18 protein-coding genes and 1 pseudogene are annotated in these 20,702 nt (G+C 62.3%); 2 read left to right on the top strand and 17 right to left on the bottom strand.

Going from position 1 to position 20,702, the window contains the following annotated elements:
- Nucleotides 1-350: 350 nt before the first annotated feature.
- The 3 genes and pseudogenes from BEN49_RS06745 to BEN49_RS06735 all read right to left on the bottom strand — a co-directional run bounded on the left by BEN49_RS06745 (nucleotide 351) and on the right by BEN49_RS06735 (nucleotide 6,140).
- Nucleotides 351-2,593 (bottom strand): annotated as a pseudogene (locus tag BEN49_RS06745) (sodium-translocating pyrophosphatase).
- Between the two features lie 255 nt (nucleotides 2,594-2,848).
- Nucleotides 2,849-4,924, bottom strand: a complete 2,076-nt coding sequence (locus BEN49_RS06740; protein WP_083325847.1) for an Ig-like domain-containing protein — start codon at nucleotides 4,922-4,924, stop codon at nucleotides 2,849-2,851.
- A 301-nt stretch (nucleotides 4,925-5,225) separates the two neighbouring features.
- A complete protein-coding gene (locus BEN49_RS06735; protein WP_070742290.1) occupies nucleotides 5,226-6,140 on the bottom strand; it encodes a M20/M25/M40 family metallo-hydrolase in 915 nt (304 codons plus the stop codon).
- 102 nt (nucleotides 6,141-6,242) lie between these two features.
- Here BEN49_RS06735 and BEN49_RS06730 point away from each other — a divergent pair, with 102 nt between their 5' ends.
- Nucleotides 6,243-7,490 (top strand): tol-pal system protein YbgF, encoded by a 1,248-nt coding sequence (locus BEN49_RS06730; RefSeq protein ID WP_070742289.1) that lies wholly within the window; start codon nucleotides 6,243-6,245, stop codon nucleotides 7,488-7,490.
- 7 nt (nucleotides 7,491-7,497) lie between these two features.
- The gene (locus BEN49_RS06725; protein WP_070742288.1) at nucleotides 7,498-8,853 is read left to right on the top strand and encodes a hypothetical protein; all 1,356 of its coding nucleotides are present in this window, start codon (nucleotides 7,498-7,500) and stop codon (nucleotides 8,851-8,853) included.
- Nucleotides 8,854-8,868: 15 nt separating this feature from the next.
- Here BEN49_RS06725 and BEN49_RS06720 read toward each other — a convergent pair whose 3' ends face one another.
- The 14 genes from BEN49_RS06720 to BEN49_RS27670 all read right to left on the bottom strand — a co-directional run bounded on the left by BEN49_RS06720 (nucleotide 8,869) and on the right by BEN49_RS27670 (nucleotide 20,564).
- Entirely contained in the window at nucleotides 8,869-9,948 is a 1,080-nt protein-coding gene (locus BEN49_RS06720; RefSeq protein ID WP_070742287.1) for a glycosyltransferase family 4 protein, read from the bottom strand.
- 9 nt (nucleotides 9,949-9,957) lie between these two features.
- A complete protein-coding gene (rffA, locus tag BEN49_RS06715; protein WP_070742286.1) occupies nucleotides 9,958-11,094 on the bottom strand; it encodes a dTDP-4-amino-4,6-dideoxygalactose transaminase in 1,137 nt (378 codons plus the stop codon).
- A gap of 31 nt (nucleotides 11,095-11,125) precedes the next feature.
- Nucleotides 11,126-12,022: a methionyl-tRNA formyltransferase gene (locus BEN49_RS06710; RefSeq protein WP_070742285.1), complete on the bottom strand. Its 897-nt coding sequence runs from the start codon at nucleotides 12,020-12,022 to the stop codon at nucleotides 11,126-11,128.
- A 54-nt stretch (nucleotides 12,023-12,076) separates the two neighbouring features.
- Nucleotides 12,077-13,015, bottom strand: a complete 939-nt coding sequence (locus tag BEN49_RS06705; RefSeq protein WP_070742284.1) for a glycosyltransferase family 2 protein — start codon at nucleotides 13,013-13,015, stop codon at nucleotides 12,077-12,079.
- A gap of 58 nt (nucleotides 13,016-13,073) precedes the next feature.
- Entirely contained in the window at nucleotides 13,074-13,709 is a 636-nt protein-coding gene (locus BEN49_RS06700; RefSeq protein WP_369073206.1) for a glycosyltransferase family 4 protein, read from the bottom strand.
- A complete protein-coding gene (locus BEN49_RS29330; protein ID WP_125916585.1) occupies nucleotides 13,613-14,218 on the bottom strand; it encodes a hypothetical protein in 606 nt (201 codons plus the stop codon). Before BEN49_RS29330 ends, BEN49_RS06700 begins: the two co-directional genes overlap by 97 nt.
- A 115-nt stretch (nucleotides 14,219-14,333) precedes the next feature.
- Nucleotides 14,334-14,603: a glycosyltransferase gene (locus tag BEN49_RS06690; protein ID WP_070742281.1), complete on the bottom strand. Its 270-nt coding sequence runs from the start codon at nucleotides 14,601-14,603 to the stop codon at nucleotides 14,334-14,336.
- Nucleotides 14,531-15,556 (bottom strand): glycosyltransferase, encoded by a 1,026-nt coding sequence (locus BEN49_RS06685; protein WP_083325846.1) that lies wholly within the window; start codon nucleotides 15,554-15,556, stop codon nucleotides 14,531-14,533. The genes BEN49_RS06690 and BEN49_RS06685 overlap by 73 nt, the downstream gene beginning before the upstream one ends.
- 66 nt (nucleotides 15,557-15,622) lie before the next feature.
- Nucleotides 15,623-16,675 (bottom strand): acyltransferase family protein, encoded by a 1,053-nt coding sequence (locus tag BEN49_RS06680; protein ID WP_070742279.1) that lies wholly within the window; start codon nucleotides 16,673-16,675, stop codon nucleotides 15,623-15,625.
- A 37-nt stretch (nucleotides 16,676-16,712) separates the two neighbouring features.
- A complete protein-coding gene (locus BEN49_RS06675; RefSeq protein WP_070742278.1) occupies nucleotides 16,713-17,603 on the bottom strand; it encodes a glycosyltransferase family 2 protein in 891 nt (296 codons plus the stop codon).
- On the bottom strand, nucleotides 17,603-18,529 hold the full coding sequence (locus tag BEN49_RS06670) for a glycosyltransferase family 2 protein (protein WP_083325845.1): 927 nt from the start codon (nucleotides 18,527-18,529) through the stop codon (nucleotides 17,603-17,605). Before BEN49_RS06670 ends, BEN49_RS06675 begins: the two co-directional genes overlap by 1 nt.
- A gap of 20 nt (nucleotides 18,530-18,549) precedes the next feature.
- On the bottom strand, nucleotides 18,550-18,741 hold the full coding sequence (locus BEN49_RS06665; RefSeq protein ID WP_125916583.1) for a hypothetical protein: 192 nt from the start codon (nucleotides 18,739-18,741) through the stop codon (nucleotides 18,550-18,552).
- Nucleotides 18,738-19,850 (bottom strand): glycosyltransferase family 4 protein, encoded by a 1,113-nt coding sequence (locus tag BEN49_RS06660; protein WP_070742276.1) that lies wholly within the window; start codon nucleotides 19,848-19,850, stop codon nucleotides 18,738-18,740. The genes BEN49_RS06665 and BEN49_RS06660 overlap by 4 nt, the downstream gene beginning before the upstream one ends.
- A 291-nt stretch (nucleotides 19,851-20,141) precedes the next feature.
- Nucleotides 20,142-20,564 carry a glycosyltransferase gene (locus BEN49_RS27670; RefSeq protein WP_083325844.1) on the bottom strand — a complete coding sequence of 141 codons (423 nt, stop codon included), beginning with the start codon at nucleotides 20,562-20,564 and terminating at the stop codon, nucleotides 20,142-20,144.
- Between the last annotated feature and the right edge of the window lie 138 nt (nucleotides 20,565-20,702).

The following is a 20,702-nucleotide window of genomic DNA, read 5'->3' as shown; positions in this document are numbered from 1 at the left end:
GGATGGGGCGGATTTTGGGGGCGACTGGTAACGCGCCATTAGGGCCTCAGGGCGGGGCTGCGTCGGGCTGCCGGCTTTTCGCCGGCTGCCCGGTAATCGTCAGGCTACCGTTGCCGCTACACCGCGGCCAGGCTCGTCAACAAAGTGCTTCCAGAGCCAGGGGCGGTTAAAAAAGCCCAGGGCCTCCCTTTGAAAGCAAGCACGAAGCCCCTAACGATTACCGGGCAGCCGGCGAAAAGCCAGCAGCCCGGGCCGACCGATTACCGCGGCTGGGGCCCCAGCCACCGCCAGCCAATCTCCCCAAAATCCGATAAATCCGCCTAAGTTCGATAAATCCGTGGTTCAAATAATTACTCCCGGTGCAGGGCCGTACGCAGCAGGCGGGCCGCGGCGGGCGCCAGCGCTTCGGAGTAGCGCACGTGGGGGCGGAAGGCCTGCTCGAAGCGCGGCGGTGCGGGCGCTGGCGCGGCGGCGGCCCCAGGGGCCCCGGCGTGCTCGGCAATGTGCGGGGCAATAACCAGCGACACGATGCTCATGAGCTTGATGAGGATGTTCATGCTGGGCCCCGACGTGTCCTTGAACGGGTCGCCCACGGTGTCGCCGGTCACGCTGGCCTTGTGGGCGTCGGAGCCCTTGAACTGCATCACGCCGTTCACCAGCACGCCTTTTTCAAACGATTTCTTAGCGTTGTCCCAGGCCCCACCGGCGTTGCTCTGGAAGATGGCCATCAGCACCCCGCTCACCGTGACGCCCGCCAGCAGGCCGCCCAGCACCTTCGGGCCGAACAGAAAGCCCACCAAGATGGGCGCAAGCAGGGCAATGGCCCCCGGCAAAATCATTTCGCGGATGGCAGCGGCGGTGCTGATGGCCACGCACTTCTCGTACTCGGGCCGGGCCGTGCCCTCCATAATGCCTGGAATTTCACGGAACTGGCGGCGCACTTCCTGCACCATCGCCATGGCGGCGCGGCCCACCGCAGCAATGGCCAGGCCCGAAAAAATGAACGGAATCATGGCCCCCACGAACAGGCCCGCCAGCACATCGGCGTTGCTGATGTCGATGGTATTGATGTGGGCCGTGCCCATGAAGGCCGCGAACAAGGCCAGCGACGTGAGGGCCGCCGAAGCGATGGCGAAGCCTTTGCCCGTAGCCGCCGTGGTGTTGCCCACCGCGTCGAGAATGTCGGTGCGCTCGCGCACTTCCTTGGGCAGCTCGCTCATTTCGGCAATGCCGCCGGCGTTGTCGGCAATGGGCCCGAAGGCGTCGATGGCCAGCTGCATGGCCGTGGTGGCCATCATGCCGGCCGCCGCAATGGCCACGCCGTAGAGGCCCGCCGCCCGGAAGCTGAGCACGATGCCCGCCGCCAGCACCAGAATGGGCAGCACCGTGCTTTCCATGCCCACGGCCAGGCCCCCAATCACGGTGGTGGCGTGGCCCGTGCTGCTCTGCTGCACAATGCTCATCACCGGGCGCTTGCCCATGGCGGTGTAGTATTCGGTAATGATGCTCATCAGCGTGCCCACCCCCAGGCCCACCAGCACGGCGTAGAACACGTGCATGGCGTCGAAGCTCACGCCGCGGATGGTGAGGGCCCCGGCGGGCAAAATCCACACGATGAGGCCGTAAGAGGCCACGGCCGACACCAGAACCGCAATGTAGTTACCCGTATTCAGGGCCCCCTGCACGTTGCCGCCCTCCTTCACCCGCACGCACAGAATGCCCACGAGCGAGGCCAGGATGCCCATGCCGGCAATGGCCATCGGCAGGAAAATGGGCGACAGGCCCCCGAACTGGTCGGCGCTGCCCAGCTGCACCTCGCGCCCCAGCACCATCGTGGCCAGGATGGTGGCCACGTAGGAGCCGAACAAATCGGCCCCCATGCCGGCCACGTCGCCCACGTTGTCGCCCACGTTGTCGGCAATGGTGGCGGGGTTGCGCGGGTCGTCCTCCGGAATCCCGGCCTCGACCTTGCCACGAGGTCGGCCCCCACGTCGGCCGCTTTGGTGTAGATGCCGCCGCCCACGCGGGCAAACAGGGCAATGCTTTCGGCTCCCAGCGAGAAGCCGGTGAGCACCTCCAGGGCCTTTTCCATCTCCTGCCCGTTGGCCAGGCCACTGGGCACGAAAATTTTATAAAACACAATGAACAGGGACCCCAGCCCCAGCACGGCCAGGCCCGCCACGCCCATACCCATCACTGAGCCGCCCGAAAACGACACGTTCAGGGCCGTGGCCAGGCTGGTGCGGGCCGCCTGGGCGGTGCGCACGTTGGCCTTGGTGGCAATCTTCATCCCAATAAAGCCTGCCAGCGCCGAGAACACGCCCCCAATCAAAAAGGCAATGACGATGACCGGGCTGGAATTGCTGCTGGTGCTGCCCAGGTAAAACAGGAAGGCCCCGGCTATCAACCCAAACAGGCCCAGCACTTTGTATTCGGCTTGCAGAAAGGCAATTGCGCCGTCGGCAATGTAGCCGGCAATGGTGGTCATGCGCTCATTGCCGGCGTCTTGGCGGGCCACCCAGCCGGCCCGCACCCAGGTATAAATCAAGGCGAACATGCCCAGCGCGGGCACCGCGTAGAGGTAAGGGGTCATACCAGCAGGAGGTTAGGTGGGAATAGAGAGCCAGTAAATGTAGGCAAGTATTACAGCTCGCGCAACAGCATTTAACACAAGGCCAACATGCTGGCAATGTTGCGCTTATCCACCAGCTCGCCGGGGCAGCCACCTACTTTTGCGCTTTGCTCACGACCAGATTCACCACTAGGATCACACGTTGGAACGGTTCCTGTTCAGCGCCTACCCCACGGGCTTGCCGCTGCATTAAGTGACTGCACTGGCAGAATTGCCTTATTTGCTTAGGATCAAATGCAAGCTTTGGCTAGCTGAGCCCGCACTTAAGCGCACCACGTACAATCCTTCTGGTAAGGAGGGGGCATTAATGTAGTAATTAATCCGCTGGCCCGTCTCGTCCACCGCTAAGCGCTGAACCAATTTACCGGTTCCATCATAAAGTTCCAGGGTATAAGATTGGGTCGACGGCAAGTTTACCTCGACAGTGGCTTGGCCACCGAATGGGTTGGGGTATGCGCTCAGCCCTGGCGCGTTCGAAGCAAAGGCAGTGGCTGAGCAGTTTCTCACGACCACCGCCAGAGGTAGGCGGTCGCTTTCGCACGTGCCCACAACCTGTGCCACGTAATACATCTGGGTGCCCACCGTAGTAATATCGGGGGCGTAGCGGGGACCCGCACCCAACGCAGCCCCGCCAGTTGGACTGGCGTAGAAGCGAAGCGTGGCCCCCGCGGCCACGGGGCTGAGGCTGTTGCCCAAGGGCGCAGCAGGCGCGCCCCAGCAGTAGTTTATGGCCAAACTGCCGCCCAGGATGCGCCCAAAGTTGGCGTAGACGTATTGGGCAATCAAATCGCTGCCGGCCACGTTGGGGTGTAGAAAGTCCTGGCGCAGCGAATGCGGCGGAATATCGGCGGTGTAATCAGCCGTGTCTTGCGCATCGTTTGGGTCATATTCCGATACCAAGTAGCTGCGCACGTTCAGGTAGTGACGGCCGTAGGTTTGCGCCAGCGCACTGTTCAGCGTTGTTATTTGCCCGTACGCGGCCGTGCCCTTACCCTCTCCCTCCCCGTTGCAAACGGACAAAACCAAATAATCGGTGTGAGCCAGGGCCGCTACCATAGCCGCGATGCTGGCTTGTACCTGCGCCGGGTTGCCTGCGTCGTTGCGGCCCACCCAAATGATGGTGGGCCAAGTGTGCTTGGCAACATCGGCCACCATCCGGTCTTTGACTTGTACCGACGTCTGGCCCCCGACGCCGCCGTTGTAAACAGCATAGCTGCTGAGTTGGGCCAACGTCTGAGGGTAGCGACCGTAGTTGGAATCGGTGAAGGAGTCACCCCAGGCCGCAATGTTACTGCCATTGATAGCCAAGGCAGCAATTGGCGTGGGCATTCTAGGTGGGGCCACCACTGTAACCGTCAGCGGCGTCCGTGCGCTCTCACAGTTCCCTACCACTTGCGAGGCGTAATAGGTGGTGGTGCCCACAGCCTTCGTGGCGGGGACGTAGGTGCTCACTAAGGGCGTGTTGGCCACCGCGCTGGCGTAAAGAAGGAGTGACGCTCCAGCTAAAGGCGTGTAGCCGTTGCTCAAGGGAGATGCCGCGCTTCCCTGGCAGTACGTCAGGGGGGCCACTGCACCAGGCGGCACAACCGAGCACACAACCGAACGGCTTGGTAGTGCGCGGACCGGCTTCCAGGCAGCGCCTTGGTTAGTGGACGCTGCAACGGTACGCAGTTGGTCCACCAAATAGGCGTTGGAGCAACCGCTCATTGCCAGGTTGGCCTGGGCCAACGTCTTGCCAGCCCGGGGACTGCTAGTCGCCACGCCATTTCTTAGAGCGGTGCCCACCCTTTTGAAGCCCGCACCAGCCAGGTCAGAGCCTGAAGGAAGGAACTGGGTAACAATTTGGTTGGCAAATGCTTCCGTCTGGCTGAGCCTAAAGTTGTAATAAATGCTAGCGCAACGGGCCGTCAGGACTTGGGATGTGTTGACAGCGCCCAGCAGAAAATTTACGACGGCCCCAGCCGAGGTTCGTTGCAAAGTTTCTTCGCTGGCGTAGCTCACCAATGGTGACGCCGGAGACACCTGCGGGAAATGTACTTTTAAGCAAGTGCAGAGAATACTGCCCGTATAGGATTTGTTGTAGTCGTACTGATGGGTGTAGCTACGGAAACCGCTCGTTTGTGCCGCTAGGGCCGCGGCCCCGGCGGAGTGCCCGCACAACAGCATAATTATTAGCTGCCAAGCCACGAAAACAACCGTGGCCTGCACAGCCGAGACCTTTCGCTGGGCGCCACCAGAACCGGTGCCGAGTAGCAAAAACGTTCCACGGTGCATAAAGTAAAATTGTTCCATAGGCAGGAGTATGCGAGGAGGTTTCCGGTGGCCGTAAGATTCGCTTACGCATTCTCCACATTTTACAAATATCCCTTCTTAAGAATTTCTAAACAAATCATTTTGATGATTATCAGATAAGTACCATTGTAGTTGACGAGGTATACCGACGCAGGCAGCCGTTAGCTGTGCACACGATCGTGCCTGCGGTACATACCGCAAACAACCGCCAACAGGCGCAGACCCAAAGTTTTCATACGAGGTACCGGTTGGGCAACCCCATTCAGTGGCCCGAATAGCCGTGGCTGCTGGGCGTGGTGCCCTACAGTTCGCGCAACAGCACTTGGTAGAGGGCCAACATACTGGCAATGTCGCGCTTATCCACCAGCTCGTCGGGGGTGTGCACGTTGTCCTCCGGGGCCCCCACGAAGCACCAGTCCCAGGGCTGGGCGGCGCGCTGCAGCTCTTTAGCGTCGGAGCCGCCGATGTCCTCCACCTCCAGCTGCACCGCAATGCCCGCCTGGGCCGCAATGGCCCGGATGCGGTCCACGTAGGTGCGGCGCGGAATGAGTGAGTCGCGCAGCGAGATGACGCAGCCCTGGCCCAGGTGCACGCCCCCGGTTACCCACGTAATGTCGCAGATCAGGGCCTGGCGCACGCCGTAATTGTCGTAGATGTATTGGGCCAGAAACGGCACCGTGCCGCCGCCGTGCTCCTCGCCGCACGAAAAGGCGATGATGCCGTGCTCCAGCGTCTCGCATAGGCGGAGGGCAGTCCACACCCCCAGGCGGTTGTCGAGGTAGCAGCTTTGCACCGTGGTGTCGGTTTCGCGGAAGTCGCAGCGGAAGGTCAGCTCGGTGCCGCGGGGCAGCTCGCGGCTGAACTCGTAGCCCAGGGTTTCGGTTTGTTCGTTGATGGTCAGCGCGCAATCAATTTCTCCTTCCGCATCGTGGCCCACCAGGCGGTAGCCGGCCTGGGTTTCGGGGCCCCCAATGGCCACCAGCTGCCGGCCGTAGCGCACCATGAAGCCGATGCTGTCGAGGTGCGCAAATACGGCCGTGCGCGGCTGCCCGAACACCAGCACCACGCAGTCCTGGAAGCCGTCGCCGGCCAGCACCTGGGGCTGGTGCTGCCACTGGGCCTGGTTTTGGCGCACGTAATCAAGCACAAAGGCCGTCATGGGGCCTTCGTGGCCGGACGGCGCCGCAAGGCGGCACAGGGTTTCGAGCAGTTGCATGAGCGGGGGGAAATTCGCCCAAAGCTAGGCCAGCGTACGTACTTTAGGGCCCCCGCCGGCACTCGCCGGTTTCCCCGGGGCCCTGTTCTCCCGCTTTTTTCTATGGTTCGATTGCTTTTCTGTTGGGGCTTGCTGCTGCTGGGCCCCCTGGTGGCCCGGGCGCAGACGGCCGATACCGTGCGCCGCCGCGGCACCATGCGCGTGGTGCACCTCGACAGTGTGGCCGTGGCCCCCCAGGCCATCGACACCAAAGGCTGGCTGCTGCTCAACAAAGACATCCAGCAGGAGCTCGACGGGGCCGTGCACAACCTCTACAATTTCAAGTACGACCGCGCCGAGAAGCAGTTCCGCTCCCTCAAGCGGCGCTACCCCGAGCACCCCCTCGCCTACCTCATGCTGGGCCTGAACACGTGGTGGAAAATTCGCCCCACCAGCTTCCAGACCAAAATCTACGACCGGCCGTTTTTCGCCTACATGGACTCGGCCATCACCAAGGCCGAAGCCCTGTACAAGGCCGATAAGCAGAACTACGAGGCCACGTTTTTCCTGGCGGCGGCCTATGGCTTCAGCGCCCGCCTGCACGCCGAGCGCCACGACTGGCGCCTGGCCACCGTGGACAGCAAACGCTCGCTGAGCTACCTGCAAAAGAGCCAGGAAGCCAACGGCCTTAGCCCGGAATTCCTGTTCGGCCAGGCCTTGTTCAACTACTACGCCGTCTGGATTCCCAACAATTACCCACTGCTCAAGCCCGTCCTTTTCTTCTTCCCCAAGGGCAACAAAGAGCTGGGCCTCCAGCAACTGCGCACCGTGGCCACCACCGGCTTCTACACCGCTACCGAGGCCAAGGTGTTCCTGATGGGCATTCTCAAAAACGAGGAAGGCAACGGGGCCGATGCCCTGCCCGTGGCCAAGCAGTTGGCCGCCACCTTCCCCGACAACGGCTACTTCCAGCGCTTCTACGCCCTGCTGGCCTACGACCAGGGCGAATTTGTGGAGTGCGAGCGGGTAAGCAAGGAAATTCTGGAGAAGATAAACCAGGGCCTGCCCGGCTACGAGGCCATCAGCGGGCGCTACGCCAGCTACTTCCTCGGCTACCTCATGCAGTACCGCTACCGCGATGCTGCCAAGGCCCGCGACTACTACCAGCGCTGCATCGTATTTTCGGAAAGTAGCGGCGACACCAGCGGCGGCTTCTATCTGTTTGCCAACGCCAACCTAGCCCGCCTCGCCGACAAGGAGCGCGAGCTGGCCACCGCCCGGCGCTACTACCTAGTGGTGAAGGACATTGCCGACCACAAATCGGAGCAGTACAAGGAGGCCAGCGCGTGGCTGAAAAAGAACAAGAGCTAAGCCAACCATGGAGCTTTCCGACCTCTTCCTGACGCCGCTCTACCTGGGCATTTTCTACGCCGTGGCGTTCGGCATCCGCGCGCGGGTCACCAACCAGTTCACCAAGCAATTTTTCATTCCGGCCCTCACCCTCAAGTTCGTCGGGGCCATTGCCTTGGGCCTTATTTACCAGTTTTACTACAACGGCGGCGATACCTACAACTACTTTTTCCACACCAAAATCATCTATTCGGCCTTCGGCGATTCCTTTAGCACCGGCCTGAAGCTGCTGCTGGATAACGGCGACAGCACCGATCCGGCCACCGCCCGGTACGTGGCCCAGATGTACTGGCACCAGCCCCACTCCACCGAGTACGCCACGGTGCGGGTTGCGGCATTCTTTGGGTTTTTTTGCTTCAATAACTACTCCGTCATTGCCCTATTTTTTGCCGCTACCAGCTTCAGCGGGTTATGGGCGATGTACGTCACGTTTGTCAAAATCCGGCCCCACGTGTACAAGCAGCTGGCCTGGGTCATCTTCTACATCCCGTCGATGTTCTTCTGGGGTTCGGGGCTGATGAAGGACGCGCTGGCCATGGGGGCCCTCGGCTGGCTGTTCTACGCCCTGTACCGGGGCGCCATCCAGAAGCGCGGCATTCCGCAGGCCGCCGCCGTGGGCTTTTTGGCCGCTTACGCGCTGCTGTCCATCAAGGTCTACATCTTGCTGTGCTTTTTGCCGGGGGCCCTGCTGTGGGTGTTCAATGAGAACAATGCCCTGATTAAAAACCAGACCGTGCGGGTGCTGGCCAAGCCGGTGTTCTTCGTGGTGGGCGGGCTCATTGCCGTTTTTGCCGCCACTAACCTCACCAAGGGCGACGATAAATACGACGTAGACAAAATCGGTGAGCGCAGCAAAATCACCGCTGATTACCTCTACGAAACCAGCGTGGCCCAGAATGGCTCGGCCTACAGCCTGGGCACGCAGGACGGCACCATCGGCGGCATGGTGAAGCTGGCCCCGCAGGCCATCGCCACGGCCCTGTTCCGGCCTATGATTTTTGAGGCCCGCAACCCCATTATGCTGCTCTCGGCTATCGAAGCGGGCTTCTTTCTAATTTTTACGCTCCGCATCTTTTGGCGCACGGGGGTGGTGGCCACCATCAAGTTCGTGGCCACCACGCCGGTGCTGGTGATGTGCTTTGTGTTCTCGCTGATTTTTGCCGCCTCGGTAGCCATCAACAGTTCCAACTTCGGCACGCTGGTGCGCTACAAAATTCCGATGATTCCCTTCTACCTCGGCGGCCTCTACATCCTCCAGAGCATGCTGGATGCCCAGAAGGCCAAGCGCCGCCAGCCCGCCGCGCGGCGCCGCGTAGCGGCGTAGCAGGGCCCCGGGGCCCTATTCTTCGGTAAACAGCGCCAGGAAGTTGGGCGTGTTGGCGGCCACCGAATAGCGGGCCTCCACGGTGGCGCGGGCGGCGCGGCCCAGGTGTTGGCGCAGGGCGGGGTCGGCCAGGAGCTGGCGCAGCCCCGCTTCCCAATCGGCGGGCGTGGCGCACACAAAGCCGTTCTGGCCGTGCTGCACCACTTCGGTGTTCATGCCCACCGGCGAAACCAGCGGCGTCACCCCTAAGGCCATGTATTGCAGGGCCTTAAAGGCGCATTTACCCTGGGCCCAGGCGTCGTCTTCCAGCGGCATCAGCCCCACGTGGAAACCCAGCAAATCGGCAATTTCGGTGTCCTTGCGCCACGGCAGGTACACCAGCGACTGCAAGGGCAGGTGGGGCGGCTGGTTGGAAATAACCCGAAACTCAAAATCGAGCCCCTCGGCCTCCAGCTTCGCCAGCACGGGCACTACTTGGCCCAGGTACTTAAGGGTGGAATGCGTGCCCGTCCAGCCGATGACGAGGCGGCCGGGCGCGGCCTGGTCACGCACCTGGTTGTGCAGGCCCGTGGTGTCGATGGTGGTGGGGTTGACGACGGTGCGCGGGTTGAAGCGCCGGGCGTAGGCGGCCAGAAAGGCGTTGCCGCAGCTATTTTTGTGGGCCCAGCCGCAAATCTGCCCCACCTTTTGGGCCCACTTGAGGCCGGCGGCCAACTGGTTGGCATCCGACGTATTGGCCAGCCAGATGGCGTCGTCGAAGTCGTAAATGAGCCGCTTTTTCAGCACCCGGGCCAGCAGCCACTCGAACACCGGGGGCCCCAGGGGCGCGGCCTCGCGGTGCACGAATACGAAGTCGTAGCGCCGCGCCGCCCACACGTGCCCCAGCCGCCGCCCGAAGCCGCGCAGAATGCCCCCTACCTTGGCCCCGGCCCGCCCCGGCCGGTACAGAATGCCCCAGGTGGCCTCGTCCAGAAACGACGCCTCCCGGTACTGGTGCCCGTGGGCCGTCAAAATATCCAAATACTGCTCGAAGCGGAACCGTTGCGACGGGGCCCGGCCGGCTGGGTAGGGGGTTAAAAACAGGATACGCGCCATGCGGTAGAATTAGCGGCGGTGGTAAAAGTCGAGGACGCCCGCCACCACGCGGGCCTGGTCGGCGGCGCTCAGCTCGTAGAAAAGGGGCAGGCGCACCAGGCATTCGGTGTAGTGCTCGGCCCAGGGCAGGGCGCGGCCGTCGTGCCGGGCGGCGTAGTACGGGCTGCGGTGCAGGGCCAGGTAGTGGAAAACGGCCAGGATGCCCCGCTGCCCCAAGTGCGCAATCAGTGTCTCGCGCTCGGCCCGGTCGCGGCACACGAGGTAGAACAGGTGGCCGTTGTTGGTGGCGTAGGCCGGCAGCGCGGGCAGGCCCACGCCCAGGGGCCCCAGCGGAGCCAGGGCGGCGCAGTAATTGTCCCACAGGGCCGTGCGCTGCCGCTGAATATCGGCCAGGTTTTCAATTTGCGCCCACAAGTAGGCCGCCGTCAGCTCCGAGGGCAGGAACGACGAGCCCACGTCCACCCAGTTGTACTCGGTGGCCTCACCCCGGAAAAAGGCCGACCGCGTGGTACCCTTTTCCCGGATAATCTCGGCCCGCCGCGCAAACTGCAAGTCGTTGAGGGCCAGCAAACCGCCTTCGCCGGCAATGATGTTTTTGGTTTCGTGAAACGAAAAGGCCGCCAGGGCCCCCAGCGTGCCCAGCCGCTGCCCATTGTAGAAGCTGTCGATGGCGTGGGCCGCGTCTTCCACCACCGCCAGGCCGTGGCGGGCGGCGGTGGCCAGCACGGCGCCCATGTCGCAGGCAATGCCGGCGTAGTGCACCGGCACCACGGCCCGGGTGCGGGGCGTCACGAGGCTTTCCAGGGCCCCTGCGTCGAGGTTGGGGTTGAGGGCCGTGCTGTCGGCAAACACGATTTTTGCGCCCCGCAGCACAAAGGCGTTGGCCGTGCTCACGAACGTAAAGGCGGGCACAATCACCTCGTCGCCGGGCTGAATATCGAGCAGCAGAGCCGCCATTTCCAGCGCGTCGGTGCACGAGGTTGTGAGCAGCGCCTTGGCAAAGCCCCAGTGCTGCTCGAAGTAGGCGTGGGCCCGCTGGGTAAATTGCCCGTCGCCGGAAATCTTGCCCGAACGCACGGCTTGCTCGATGTAGCGGGTTTCGTTGCCGGAGAAATATGGCTTGTTAAAGGGGATGGGGGCGTCCATGGGCCCGGCAAAGGTACGCCGGGCCCCCGGCCTACCCGAAGCGCGAGCGGAACTGCCGCAGCGGCAGGGCATCGGCCCCGGCATCGGTGCGCAGCGCGGTGAGGCGCAGCAGCCCCGTGCCGCAGACCACCACCGGCTCCCCGGCGCGCACGAACAGCACCTTGCCCGGGGCGCGGTTTTCAATTACCACGTCGGGCTCGGCTTCGGCGGCCAGCACCCGGTGCAGCTGGCCGCCGAGCAGGGTACTGGCCCCGCGGTAAGGGGCCCCCAGCGCGTCCACGAAGCGGCGCAGGTAGGCACTGTCGCGGTGCCAGTCGATGCGGTAGTCCGCCTCGTCGCGCCAGAGGCTGTAGGTGGCGGCGGCCTCCAATTGGGGCGTGCCCGGCGGCAAGGACCCAGCGCACAGCCCGGGCCAGAGCTGGGCAGTAAGCTCCAGGTAGCACTCCACGGCCAGAGCCACGGCGCGGGCAATGGTGATGGGGTACTGCACAGGCCGGGCCACCTGCGCCAGCACGGGGCCCTGGTCAAATTCGGTAGTAGCGTACAGCGCCGTCACGCCAATCTCGGGCTCGCCGTTGAGCAAGCAGGCCACCAGGGGCGCGAAGCCCCGGTACTGGGGCAACAAACTGTCGTGCAGGACAATAAGTCTATCAATGCCGGTGATCAGCCAGCGCCACGATACGGCCAGCGCCTGCGAGGCCGCGGGTGGGCGCCCCGCCACCCGGCGCTGAAAGGGGATATTTTCCTGCGCGCACAGGGCCTGAATTTCCGCAAAATAGTCGTTGGCCACGTGCGCATCGGGGGCCCCCACTACCAGCGCTACCGCTGTTTTGTCTAGGTGCGCCACAATGTGTTGCAGCACCCGGTACCCTTTTTCGGTCATCAGGAACAGGGTAATCCGCGCGGGCGCAACACCAGGAGCATCCATAGTAGCTTGTTTATTACAAGTATTTTATGCAAACAACAGGCAAGTAATCTGGGGCTACCGCTCGCCGGCTTCTTCGTCCAAAATGTACAGCGGCCGGTTTTTTACCTGCTCGAAGGTCTTGCCGATGTACAAGCCCACCATGCCCAGCACGGCTAGCAGCAGACCCGAAAAAAACCAGATGGAGATGATGAGGCTGGTATAGCCGGGCTGGTAAATCTGCCCGGCCCAATAGCGCAGCAAGGTAATCGGTACCAGCAGAAAAGCCCCACCGGAAATCAGCAACCCCAGTTTTATGGTCAGGCGCAGGGGCTTGTCGGAATTAGCCAGCAGGATGTCGAGGCCCAGGTGCAGGCGCCGGCCCAGCCCGTAGCTGCTGGGCCCCACGGCGCGCTCGGCGTGCGCCACGCCGAGGTAGCCGGTGCGAAAACCCACCCAGCGCACCATGGTGGGGAAGTAGCGAATGCTCTCGCGCATGGCGAGCACGGCCGCAATTACTCGGCGGTGGTAGATGCCAAAATTAGCGACGGCAGGGTCCTGGGGCAGCTCGGTGAGGTAGGACAATACGCGGTAGAACAGCCGCGACAGCAGCTTCTTGTGCCACGCATCCTGCCGGCTGGTGCGCCGGGCCAGTACCAGGTCGTAGCCGCGCTGGGCTTCGGCAAACAGCGCCGGAATTTCCTCGGGTTGGTCCTGCAAGTCGCAGTCCAGCACCACCACCCACTCGCCGCGGCACTGCTCCAGCCCCGCCGTAATGGCCCGGTGCTGGCCGAAGTTGCGGCTCAGGCGCAGGCCCCGCACGCGCGGGTCGCGGGCCGCCAGGGCCCGGATGCGGGCCCAGGAACCATCCAGGCTGCGGTCGTCCACGAGCACAATTTCGAAGCTTCCCCCCAGGGCCTCCCCCACCAGCACCAGGCGCCGCACCAGTTCCGCCACCAGGCTCTCGGCCTGGTACACGGGGCTGACGAAGGAGAACGTAGGGGGCGCGGGCAGCATTTAAAACTGAAAAATGGCGATATGGCCGCAAGGTAAAAGCGCAGGGCCCTACGGGCCCCTACCGGCCCAGCACCGCGGCGTACAGGGCCCCTAGCTTTTCGTAAGTGCCAGCCGGCGCGAATTTCTGCCGCACATAGGCCCGGCCCGCCGCTGCAAATTGCGTGCGCAACCCGGCATCGGCCGCCAATTGGGTGATGGCCGCGGCCATGGCAGCCACGTCCCGGTTGGGCACCAGCAGGCCGGAGTGCCCGTTTTCAAACAGCTCGGCCGGGCCGCCGCAGTCACTGGCAATCAGTGGGGTGCCGTAGTAGAGCGCGTCCAGGCAGGTCAGGGAAAATGATTCAGACTCGGAGAAGTTTAGCAGCACGTCGGCCTCCTTAATAGCCTGCTCTACGTCGGCCGCAAACCCCGCGAAGCGAATTACTTCCTGCAAGCCCCCCGCCCGCACCCGCGCCTCCAGCTGCTCCCGAAACTGCCGGTTTTTGGCCATGCCCATGTCGCCCCCCACAAACAGCAGCCGCAGCCGCTGGTCGCGGGCGTAGGCCTGCTCAAAGGCCGCCAGCGCCAGGTCCTGCCCCTTCCCCTGGATGTAATTACTCAAGTACAGGCACTGCACCGTGCCGTCGGGCCGGGCCGGGTGCGCAGCGGCCGGGTACCGCTCGGCCCCGGGCAGCGGGTCGTAGACGACCGCCACCTGCTCCCCTCCGCCAAAGTACTGGCGCACGGCTTCCGACACGCACACCACCCGGTCGGCCCAGTGCTCGGCCATCCACCGCCACGGGCGGCCAGCGGCTGCGGCAGGCTTTGGGGCAAGAACCGCACGTGCGTCACCACCCGCAGCTTGCCCAGGCTCAGCCCCTTGGCCACGTAGCCGGTCAGGTTGTAGAAGTCGTTGAGGTGCACCACCTGGGCCCCCTGGCGCCGGGCCAACTGCCGCAGCCGCCAGCCATTCAGCAGCAGCAGGGGCACGTAGCGCAGCAAGTCGGCTTTGCGGCGACTGATTTCGACAAAGGGCAGCTCGTGTACGCGGTAGCCATCGGCTTCCAGCGTAGCGCGGCCGGTGCTGCCGGTGGGCAATACGTATTCAAAATCCAGACCCGGCCGCAGGGGCCCCGTGGCGTGGCGCATGGCATTCAGGGCCCCCGTCACGGCCCGGGAGTTGTCAACGACCAGTACGAGCGGCTTATCCACTAAATCTCTCATTCGTTAAGTATTTGCACTGCCTGCTAATGAGTAGCGGTTCGCGCAATCTTGGCTTCGCCGTACCGCCACCACCGCTTAATAGCTGGCCTGGCATTACGCTGGCTCCAGCGCCGCCTTAGCGTTCGGCCAGTACTTCGTCAATAAGCTTTTTCCAGCGCTGAAAAGTATTTGCGTGGGTAAAATCATTAGCCCGCTGCCGGGCGGCAGCCCCCAGCTGGGCGCGCTTGGCCGCATCGTTTAGCAGGGCCCCCAGCGCCGCCACCCACACCTGCTCGTCGGCGGCCAGGGTGGCGGCCTCCGTCAGCATCGGCATCAGCAGCCCGTACTCGGCCCACTCGGCCGCCCGGATGGGCACCGCCGGCGTGGCCGAGGCGGGGGCCAGCATTTCGCGGGGCCCGTGGGGCAGTCGGTGCTCACTACCGGCATGCCGCACGTCATGGCCTCCCCAAGGGCCAGCGGGAAACCTTCCCAGGCCGACGGGAAAACGAAGACGCTGGCAGGCCGAATGTATTGAAAGGGATTGTGTTGCAGCCCCACAAAGTACACGTCGAAGTCCGGCGTCAGCGGTTCCGGGCCCCAGGCCTCGTGCACGCGCAGCCCGCGGCTCCGGGCGTGCTGCACCAGCTCATCGCGCAGCTCGCCATCGCCGATGAACACCAGCTTCGCCGCTTGCCCAGCGCGCAACGCGGCAAAAATATCCAGCAGCGGCCGCTGGTTTTTCTGGATGGCCAGCCGCCCCGAGGTCACCAGCACGGGGCCCGCGGCGTACACGGCCTGCATGGCCGGGGGCAGCGGCTCCTGCGCCCGCTCCCACACGCTTTCCACCTCAAAGGAATTGTTGATGGCGCTCAGCTTGCGCACGTCCACCCCGTAATCGTCCACCATTTCCGGAATAATGTCCTGGCTCACGGTCACGATGCGGTCAGCCCGCTTGTAGAGCAGGGGCATCAGCACCCGCTTGCGCAGCCATCCCGTGGGCCCGCTAATGTTGCGGTCATGGGTTTTAGAGCCATGAATCAACAGAATTATTTTCTCCCGCCCCTTACTCAACAGGTTTACATAATCAGCTCCTTCCAAATGGCTGACGCAGATGTCCGTATTTAAGCGCTGTTTGAGCCGCCGCAACTGCCTCACCCGCCGAAAAAAGTTAGTAACCTTGCGCATCGGCCCACCGCCCCCCCTTACCGCTAGGCTTTCCAGCGGGTTACCGGAAGGATACAGGTTTTCACTGTCAAAGTCAAAGACGGCCTCCGTCACGTCATAGTATTTGGTCAGTTCCACGCTGTGATCGTGAAATACCCGCTGGGCCCCTCCCAGACCCAGGTTAGGGATAACCATTAATAGTTTTTTGTGCACTATACCTTAGCTAAATGTAGTCGTTGGTTACCCGATTTAATATTCCTCTTACCGACCGTATTTTTTAGCCAGTGCTATAAACGGCTGTTCAACCAGTCGGTAATAAACGAAAGAGGCAATAAGCGCTGTGGCAATGCACAGCACCGTAATGGTGACCTTCTTCAATTCAGTATCCGGAGAAATTATTTTAATTAATACGAACTCGGCGGTAGTTCCCACCAAAACGTGAATCAGGTAAAACGAATAGGACATTTTGCCAATGGTGGCAAAGACCCCGCCTTTCACCTGTACGCACACAATAAAAAACACTGTTATTATCCCCACGGCCGTAATCACCCATCCTAATTGGAAGTAAGAAAGCGCACTGAACAAGAGCAGCGTAGCGCCGTAGTTCAATAGCTCAATACGTTTACTGTAATACAATAGGGTCACCCCGCCCATGGCGAATAAGGAACTGAAATGAAAGAAGTTTCTAAAGTCACTAAACGGCAGGTACTGCACGGCGTTCACGGCCAGAAACCCCAGAATGAATTGCCACAGCCGGCCACGCTCGAATAATTGCGCGAAAAATAGCCCAATGAAAATGTAAAACTGAAATTCAATCGCCAGGGTCCAGAAAATACCTACCACCCACTTATACTGGGTAAATGGCACCGTAAAAAGCAAGTTATGCACTACCTGCTGCCAGGAAATATTCCCGGTATACACCCGGTTGTGATTAATTAGATAATCAATAATTCCCCACTGCACCAGTACCAACACCATGGCAATATAGGCGGGCGGGTTGATGCGAATAATGCGCTTTAGCAGGTAGGGCCCTATTTGTTTAGCAGCGTAATTTTTACCCAGCAAGCTATACGGAATGATGAAGCCGGATATCACAAAGAACATATCTACTCCAGCCCAGCCGTAGCTAAAGGCAGGTTTCATGTAGATGTTGGTTGCTTTAGGCAGGGCCACGCCGGAGAAGTGGTACAGGCAAACACTCAGGGCAGCAATGGCCCGCAAAAAGTCCAAGCCTTCCACGTGCCTCCGGGCCAGCGGCTTTTCTTCAGAAGATACGGGCGGGGGCCCGGTAATAATAGTAGTGGTGATGCCCATATATCGACGATCTAATCCTCTTGTAATGAATATAATATCACAGAAAATGCTTTAGCGAGGCCAAAAACCGCCGGCGCCACAGCACGGTCGGGTCTTGCTGCACCGCCTTCCAGAGGTAGCGTAGCGTAGCCGCGCGGTGCTGCTTGCTCAGCGCCAACGTGAGCGTTATAAAGGTATAACGGTCGGCGACGAACGCGCCTGTTTGGTTGGGAAAGCGGCGCGCAAACGCGGCGTTGCGCGCCACCAGGGCCCCAAACAGCTCGTCGCGGGCAATAACGGCCGCCGGAGCAATGGTATTCAAACTCCGCCCTTCGTGCTCGCGCAGGACAAACGTTTTGGTTGGGATGCCATGGAAAGGGTATTGGCTGGCCAGCCGCAGCCACAATTCCCAATCCTCGGCCGAAGCCAGCACCCGGTTTTCCTCAAATGGGTTGGCCAGGGCCACGTCGCGCCGCACAAACACGGTGTTGCACGCCATCGGGTTGTCGTGCAGCAGCAGCTCGTTGGTGAGTGGCGGGAAGTTGCAAAACTCGTGCACTACGCGGCCCGCGCCGTTGATAACTTCATAGCCGGTGTGCAAAAATTCCACCTCGCCGTGGGCCGCCAGAAACTCCCGCACCACCCGCAGGTGGTTGGGGTACATCTCGTCATCGGAGTCAAAAAAATTCAGGTACTGCCCACGCGCCTGCCGGGCCCCGTAGTTACGGGCCGCGCCCCGCTCCCCATTTTCCTTGCGTAAGTAACGGATGCGCGGGTCGCGCAGGCGGGCCACCACCTCTTCGGTGTTGTCGCGGCTGCCATCGTCCACTACAATCAGCTCAAAGTCGGCATCCTCCTGCCGCAGAATGGCCTCCAGCGTCGGCGTGATGATATCGGCGCGGTTGTAGCTGGGCACGATCACCGAAAAGAAAGGGGCAGCAGCGGCCATTATACGGGGGAGTTGGTGGCGGTGAGCAGCTCCTGCCGCAGCAGCAGCCGGCGGTACTGCCGGGCCAGGTAACGGTTGGCCGAATTGCCACGGCCCGAGATTAGCAGATTCAACATTTTGGCCAGGTAATAGCTGGCGGTGGACCAGCTGCCGTACTCCCGGCGCAAAAAGCTGTCCTCGTTGCGCAGAATCATGTTTAGCTGGTTCAGCTTCTTCTCCTGCTTAGTGCTCTGCGCAAAGTGGTGCAGAATATGGCCCCCCGGCACGTACTCAATTTCGTAGCCCAGCTTGCGCACGGCGTAGCACCATTGCAAATCCTCGGCGTACATAAAGAAGTCGTCGGGCAGCTTGCCGCCGGGTAGCTCGCTCACTACGTGCCGCTTGATGTGGAAGTAAGTACCCCACACCCAATCGGGGCGAAACGATGTTTCGTGCCCGAAGAACGTGCCCAGCAGCACTTCGCCCCGCTTTTGGGCACTCATGGCTTTTTGCAGGCGCAACAGCTCCACCAGTTGCAGGCGCAGCGACGGAAACCGGCCGCATTGATATTGCAGCCGGCCATCGGGGTAACGGAGCTGCCCCGTGGCAATGCCCAGCTTGGGGTCGGCCATCAGGGCCCCATACGTCAGGGTGAGGGCATCATTGCGCAGGGCCGCGTCGCTGTTGAGCAGCAGCACAGTTTCGCCGGTGGCGTGCGCAATGCCCAGGTTATTGCCCTTGGCAAAGCCGGAGTTTTCGGGGTTGCGCACCAGCCGCACCGCCGGGAAGGCTTCCACAAACCGGCCAGGGTCACATTCGGTAGAGGCATTGTCCACCACAATAATCTCGTACAATACCCCCCGCGTGTGCTGCTGTACCGAAGCAATGGCCTCGCTGGTCAGCCGGAACGTGTTGTAATTGATGATGATGACGGAAACCTGAATCATAGCCTAAGTAGCGCACGCTGCTACAAAGTACGGGCCTGGCCTACGATTTCTTCGAAAAGTGCCTCGTAATGGGCGGCGCACTCGGCCACGTCGTAGGTACTACGCAGGGCCCGGGCCGCGGTGGCGTGCCGGGCCAGCAGGGCTTCGTCGGCCACGTAGGCGCTCATGGCATCCACCAAGTCGGCGAGCTGCGGCGTCGCGTCGGGGTTCATGGCCAGCAGCCGGCCCGCCGGGGCCCCACCGGCGGGCACACCATCTCCGGGATGCCGCCCAGCGGACTGGCCAGCACGGGCACGCCGTTCTCGAAAAACTCGATGATGGAGATGGGCTGCGCCTCCGAAAACCACGACGGGAACAAGCCCACCTGGCACTGGCGCATGTAGGGGTGCGGCGTCTGCACATTGCCCAGGAAATAGATATCGGGGCACTGCGCCTCGTACTCCGCCCGCAGCGTGCGCAGGTAGGGCCCGTCGCCCATCGCCACGAAGGCAAAGCGACGCTCCGGGAAGCGTGCTTTCACCTGGGTATAGGCCGCCAGCGCGTCGCCCCAGCCCTTCTGTTGGTTGCCGCGGCCCACCATGCCAAACACGAAGCTGCCCGCTGGAATGGGCAGGGGCCCCGGCTCCGCCCCCACCGGCGCGTAGCGCGGCACGCCGTTGTAAATCACCTCCACCCGCGTGGTAATGGGCAGCCGGGGCCCCGCCGCGGCTTGCTGCCGGGCATTTTCGTACTCGTGCTGGTAGTCGGTGGCCAGTATTTTTTCGCCGGCCCGGCGCTCCGCATCCGTGGGCACTTCCACCAGGGCCCCGGTAAACAGGTCGGCGGTGTATTGCGACACGCCCACCACGGCCTGGGCCAGGTTGGCGTAGGGCACGTAGCCAAACTCGCCCACCTTAATCAGCATGGAGTAGCCTTGATGGTCGGTTACGACGGTGGGCACGCCCGTGCGCTGCACCAGCCGGGTAATGCGCGACTTAGCCACCAGCGGCTCGTGGCTGTGCATAATGTCGATGCCGTAGCGCCAGCGGGCGTAGCGGCCCAACCAGTCCTTGGCTTTCTCATGCACCGAGAACCGGGCCCCCAGCTTCAGAAACAAAGCGTTCAGCTTCCAGCAAACCGCGTTGTACAGCGGGTAGCGGTCCATGGCCACCACCTGCACCGCCGGGCTCAGGTACTGCGCTACCATGCCCGCATCTACAAGCTGCTCGTTCTGGTTGAAAAAGTACACGGTGTGCTTCTTGGCTAGCTCCGAGGCCAGCGCCAGTGCCAGCACGTGCGAGCCCGCTTTGTCGAGGCAGAATGTGGCTACCAAAATTTTCATGTGGCAAAGGTTGCAGCAGTTTTCCAGCTGATGTACGCAACGGTGGCGTCAATGTGTACCACCATGCTGTGCTTGGTCGCGCTCCGGGGCCCCATGCGAGACCACGATTTACGTGCGAAAACGCAGTAGGGTGCGGGGATGGCCCCCGCCCGCCGTGTGCGCCATTTCAACGATTCTGGTTAACGACGGGCGGGAACCAGCCCCGCACCCTACTGCGCGACGAGTGCAGGCATGAGCATGTACTAGAATAGGCGCTAGGCCTCAGTAACCAAAACGGCCTTGAAAACGGCGCTAACCGGGAAGCTGCGCGAGCGGCTGGGCTCCAGTGGCGACCTTCTCAAATAAGGCTTCGTACTGCTCCACGCAGCCAGCCAGGCCAAAGGCAGACTGCCGCCGGAAAGCGGTTTGCTGGTGCGCGGCGTACAGGGGCCCCTCGGTGGCGTAGCGCCGCATGGCCGCCGCCAGTGCCGGCACGCTGGGGCGCTGGGTAGCGGGGTCCAGCGCCGTGAGCAAGCCAGCCGCGTCGCCGCTGCCGGGCTCCACCAGAATTTCGCGCATGCCGCCCACGTTGGTGGCCACCACGGGCTTCCTGTAAAACAGGTATTCGATAACGGCCAGCGGCAAGGCTTCCCCCGCGAAGTACGAGGGCAGCACCCCCACGTCGAAGCCTGCGATGTAGAAATCGGGGTCGGGTACCCGCCCCACAAAGTGCAGGCCGGGGCCCCGCGTACTGCGCTTGCAGGGCGGTCAGGTAATCGCTGCCCCCCACCAGTACCAGGCACGCCTCGCGGCCCGCCAGGGGCCCCAGCGATAGAAACGCCTGAATGGCGGCCTCCCACCCTTTCTCTGCGA

The organism is Hymenobacter coccineus, assembly GCF_001816125.1.
In the GTDB taxonomy this organism is placed as follows: domain Bacteria; phylum Bacteroidota; class Bacteroidia; order Cytophagales; family Hymenobacteraceae; genus Hymenobacter; species Hymenobacter coccineus.
This window is presented reverse-complemented; position numbering and strand designations above follow the sequence as displayed.

Excerpts from the sequence above, each read along its gene's own strand:
- BEN49_RS06670 (WP_083325845.1), bottom strand. The coding sequence starts at position 18,529 with ATGATTCAGGTTTCCGTCATCATCATCAATTACAACACGTTCCGGCTG.
- BEN49_RS06690 (WP_070742281.1), bottom strand. The coding sequence starts at position 14,603 with ATGCTGGCCCCCGCCTCGGCCACGCCGGCGGTGCCCATCCGGGCGGCC.
- BEN49_RS06660 (WP_070742276.1), bottom strand. The coding sequence starts at position 19,850 with ATGAAAATTTTGGTAGCCACATTCTGCCTCGACAAAGCGGGCTCGCAC.
- BEN49_RS29330 (WP_125916585.1), bottom strand. The coding sequence starts at position 14,218 with ATGAGAGATTTAGTGGATAAGCCGCTCGTACTGGTCGTTGACAACTCC.
- BEN49_RS06720 (WP_070742287.1), bottom strand. The coding sequence starts at position 9,948 with ATGGCGCGTATCCTGTTTTTAACCCCCTACCCAGCCGGCCGGGCCCCG.
- BEN49_RS06735 (WP_070742290.1), bottom strand. The coding sequence starts at position 6,140 with ATGCAACTGCTCGAAACCCTGTGCCGCCTTGCGGCGCCGTCCGGCCAC.
- BEN49_RS06710 (WP_070742285.1), bottom strand. The coding sequence starts at position 12,022 with ATGGATGCTCCTGGTGTTGCGCCCGCGCGGATTACCCTGTTCCTGATG.
- rffA (WP_070742286.1), bottom strand. The coding sequence starts at position 11,094 with ATGGACGCCCCCATCCCCTTTAACAAGCCATATTTCTCCGGCAACGAA.
- BEN49_RS06680 (WP_070742279.1), bottom strand. The coding sequence starts at position 16,675 with ATGGGCATCACCACTACTATTATTACCGGGCCCCCGCCCGTATCTTCT.
- BEN49_RS06740 (WP_083325847.1), bottom strand. The coding sequence starts at position 4,924 with ATGGAACAATTTTACTTTATGCACCGTGGAACGTTTTTGCTACTCGGC.
- BEN49_RS06730 (WP_070742289.1), top strand. The coding sequence starts at position 6,243 with ATGGTTCGATTGCTTTTCTGTTGGGGCTTGCTGCTGCTGGGCCCCCTG.
- BEN49_RS06725 (WP_070742288.1), top strand. The coding sequence starts at position 7,498 with ATGGAGCTTTCCGACCTCTTCCTGACGCCGCTCTACCTGGGCATTTTC.
- BEN49_RS06705 (WP_070742284.1), bottom strand. The coding sequence starts at position 13,015 with ATGCTGCCCGCGCCCCCTACGTTCTCCTTCGTCAGCCCCGTGTACCAG.
- BEN49_RS06685 (WP_083325846.1), bottom strand. The coding sequence starts at position 15,556 with ATGGTTATCCCTAACCTGGGTCTGGGAGGGGCCCAGCGGGTATTTCAC.
- BEN49_RS06665 (WP_125916583.1), bottom strand. The coding sequence starts at position 18,741 with ATGAACCCCGACGCGACGCCGCAGCTCGCCGACTTGGTGGATGCCATG.
- BEN49_RS06675 (WP_070742278.1), bottom strand. The coding sequence starts at position 17,603 with ATGGCCGCTGCTGCCCCTTTCTTTTCGGTGATCGTGCCCAGCTACAAC.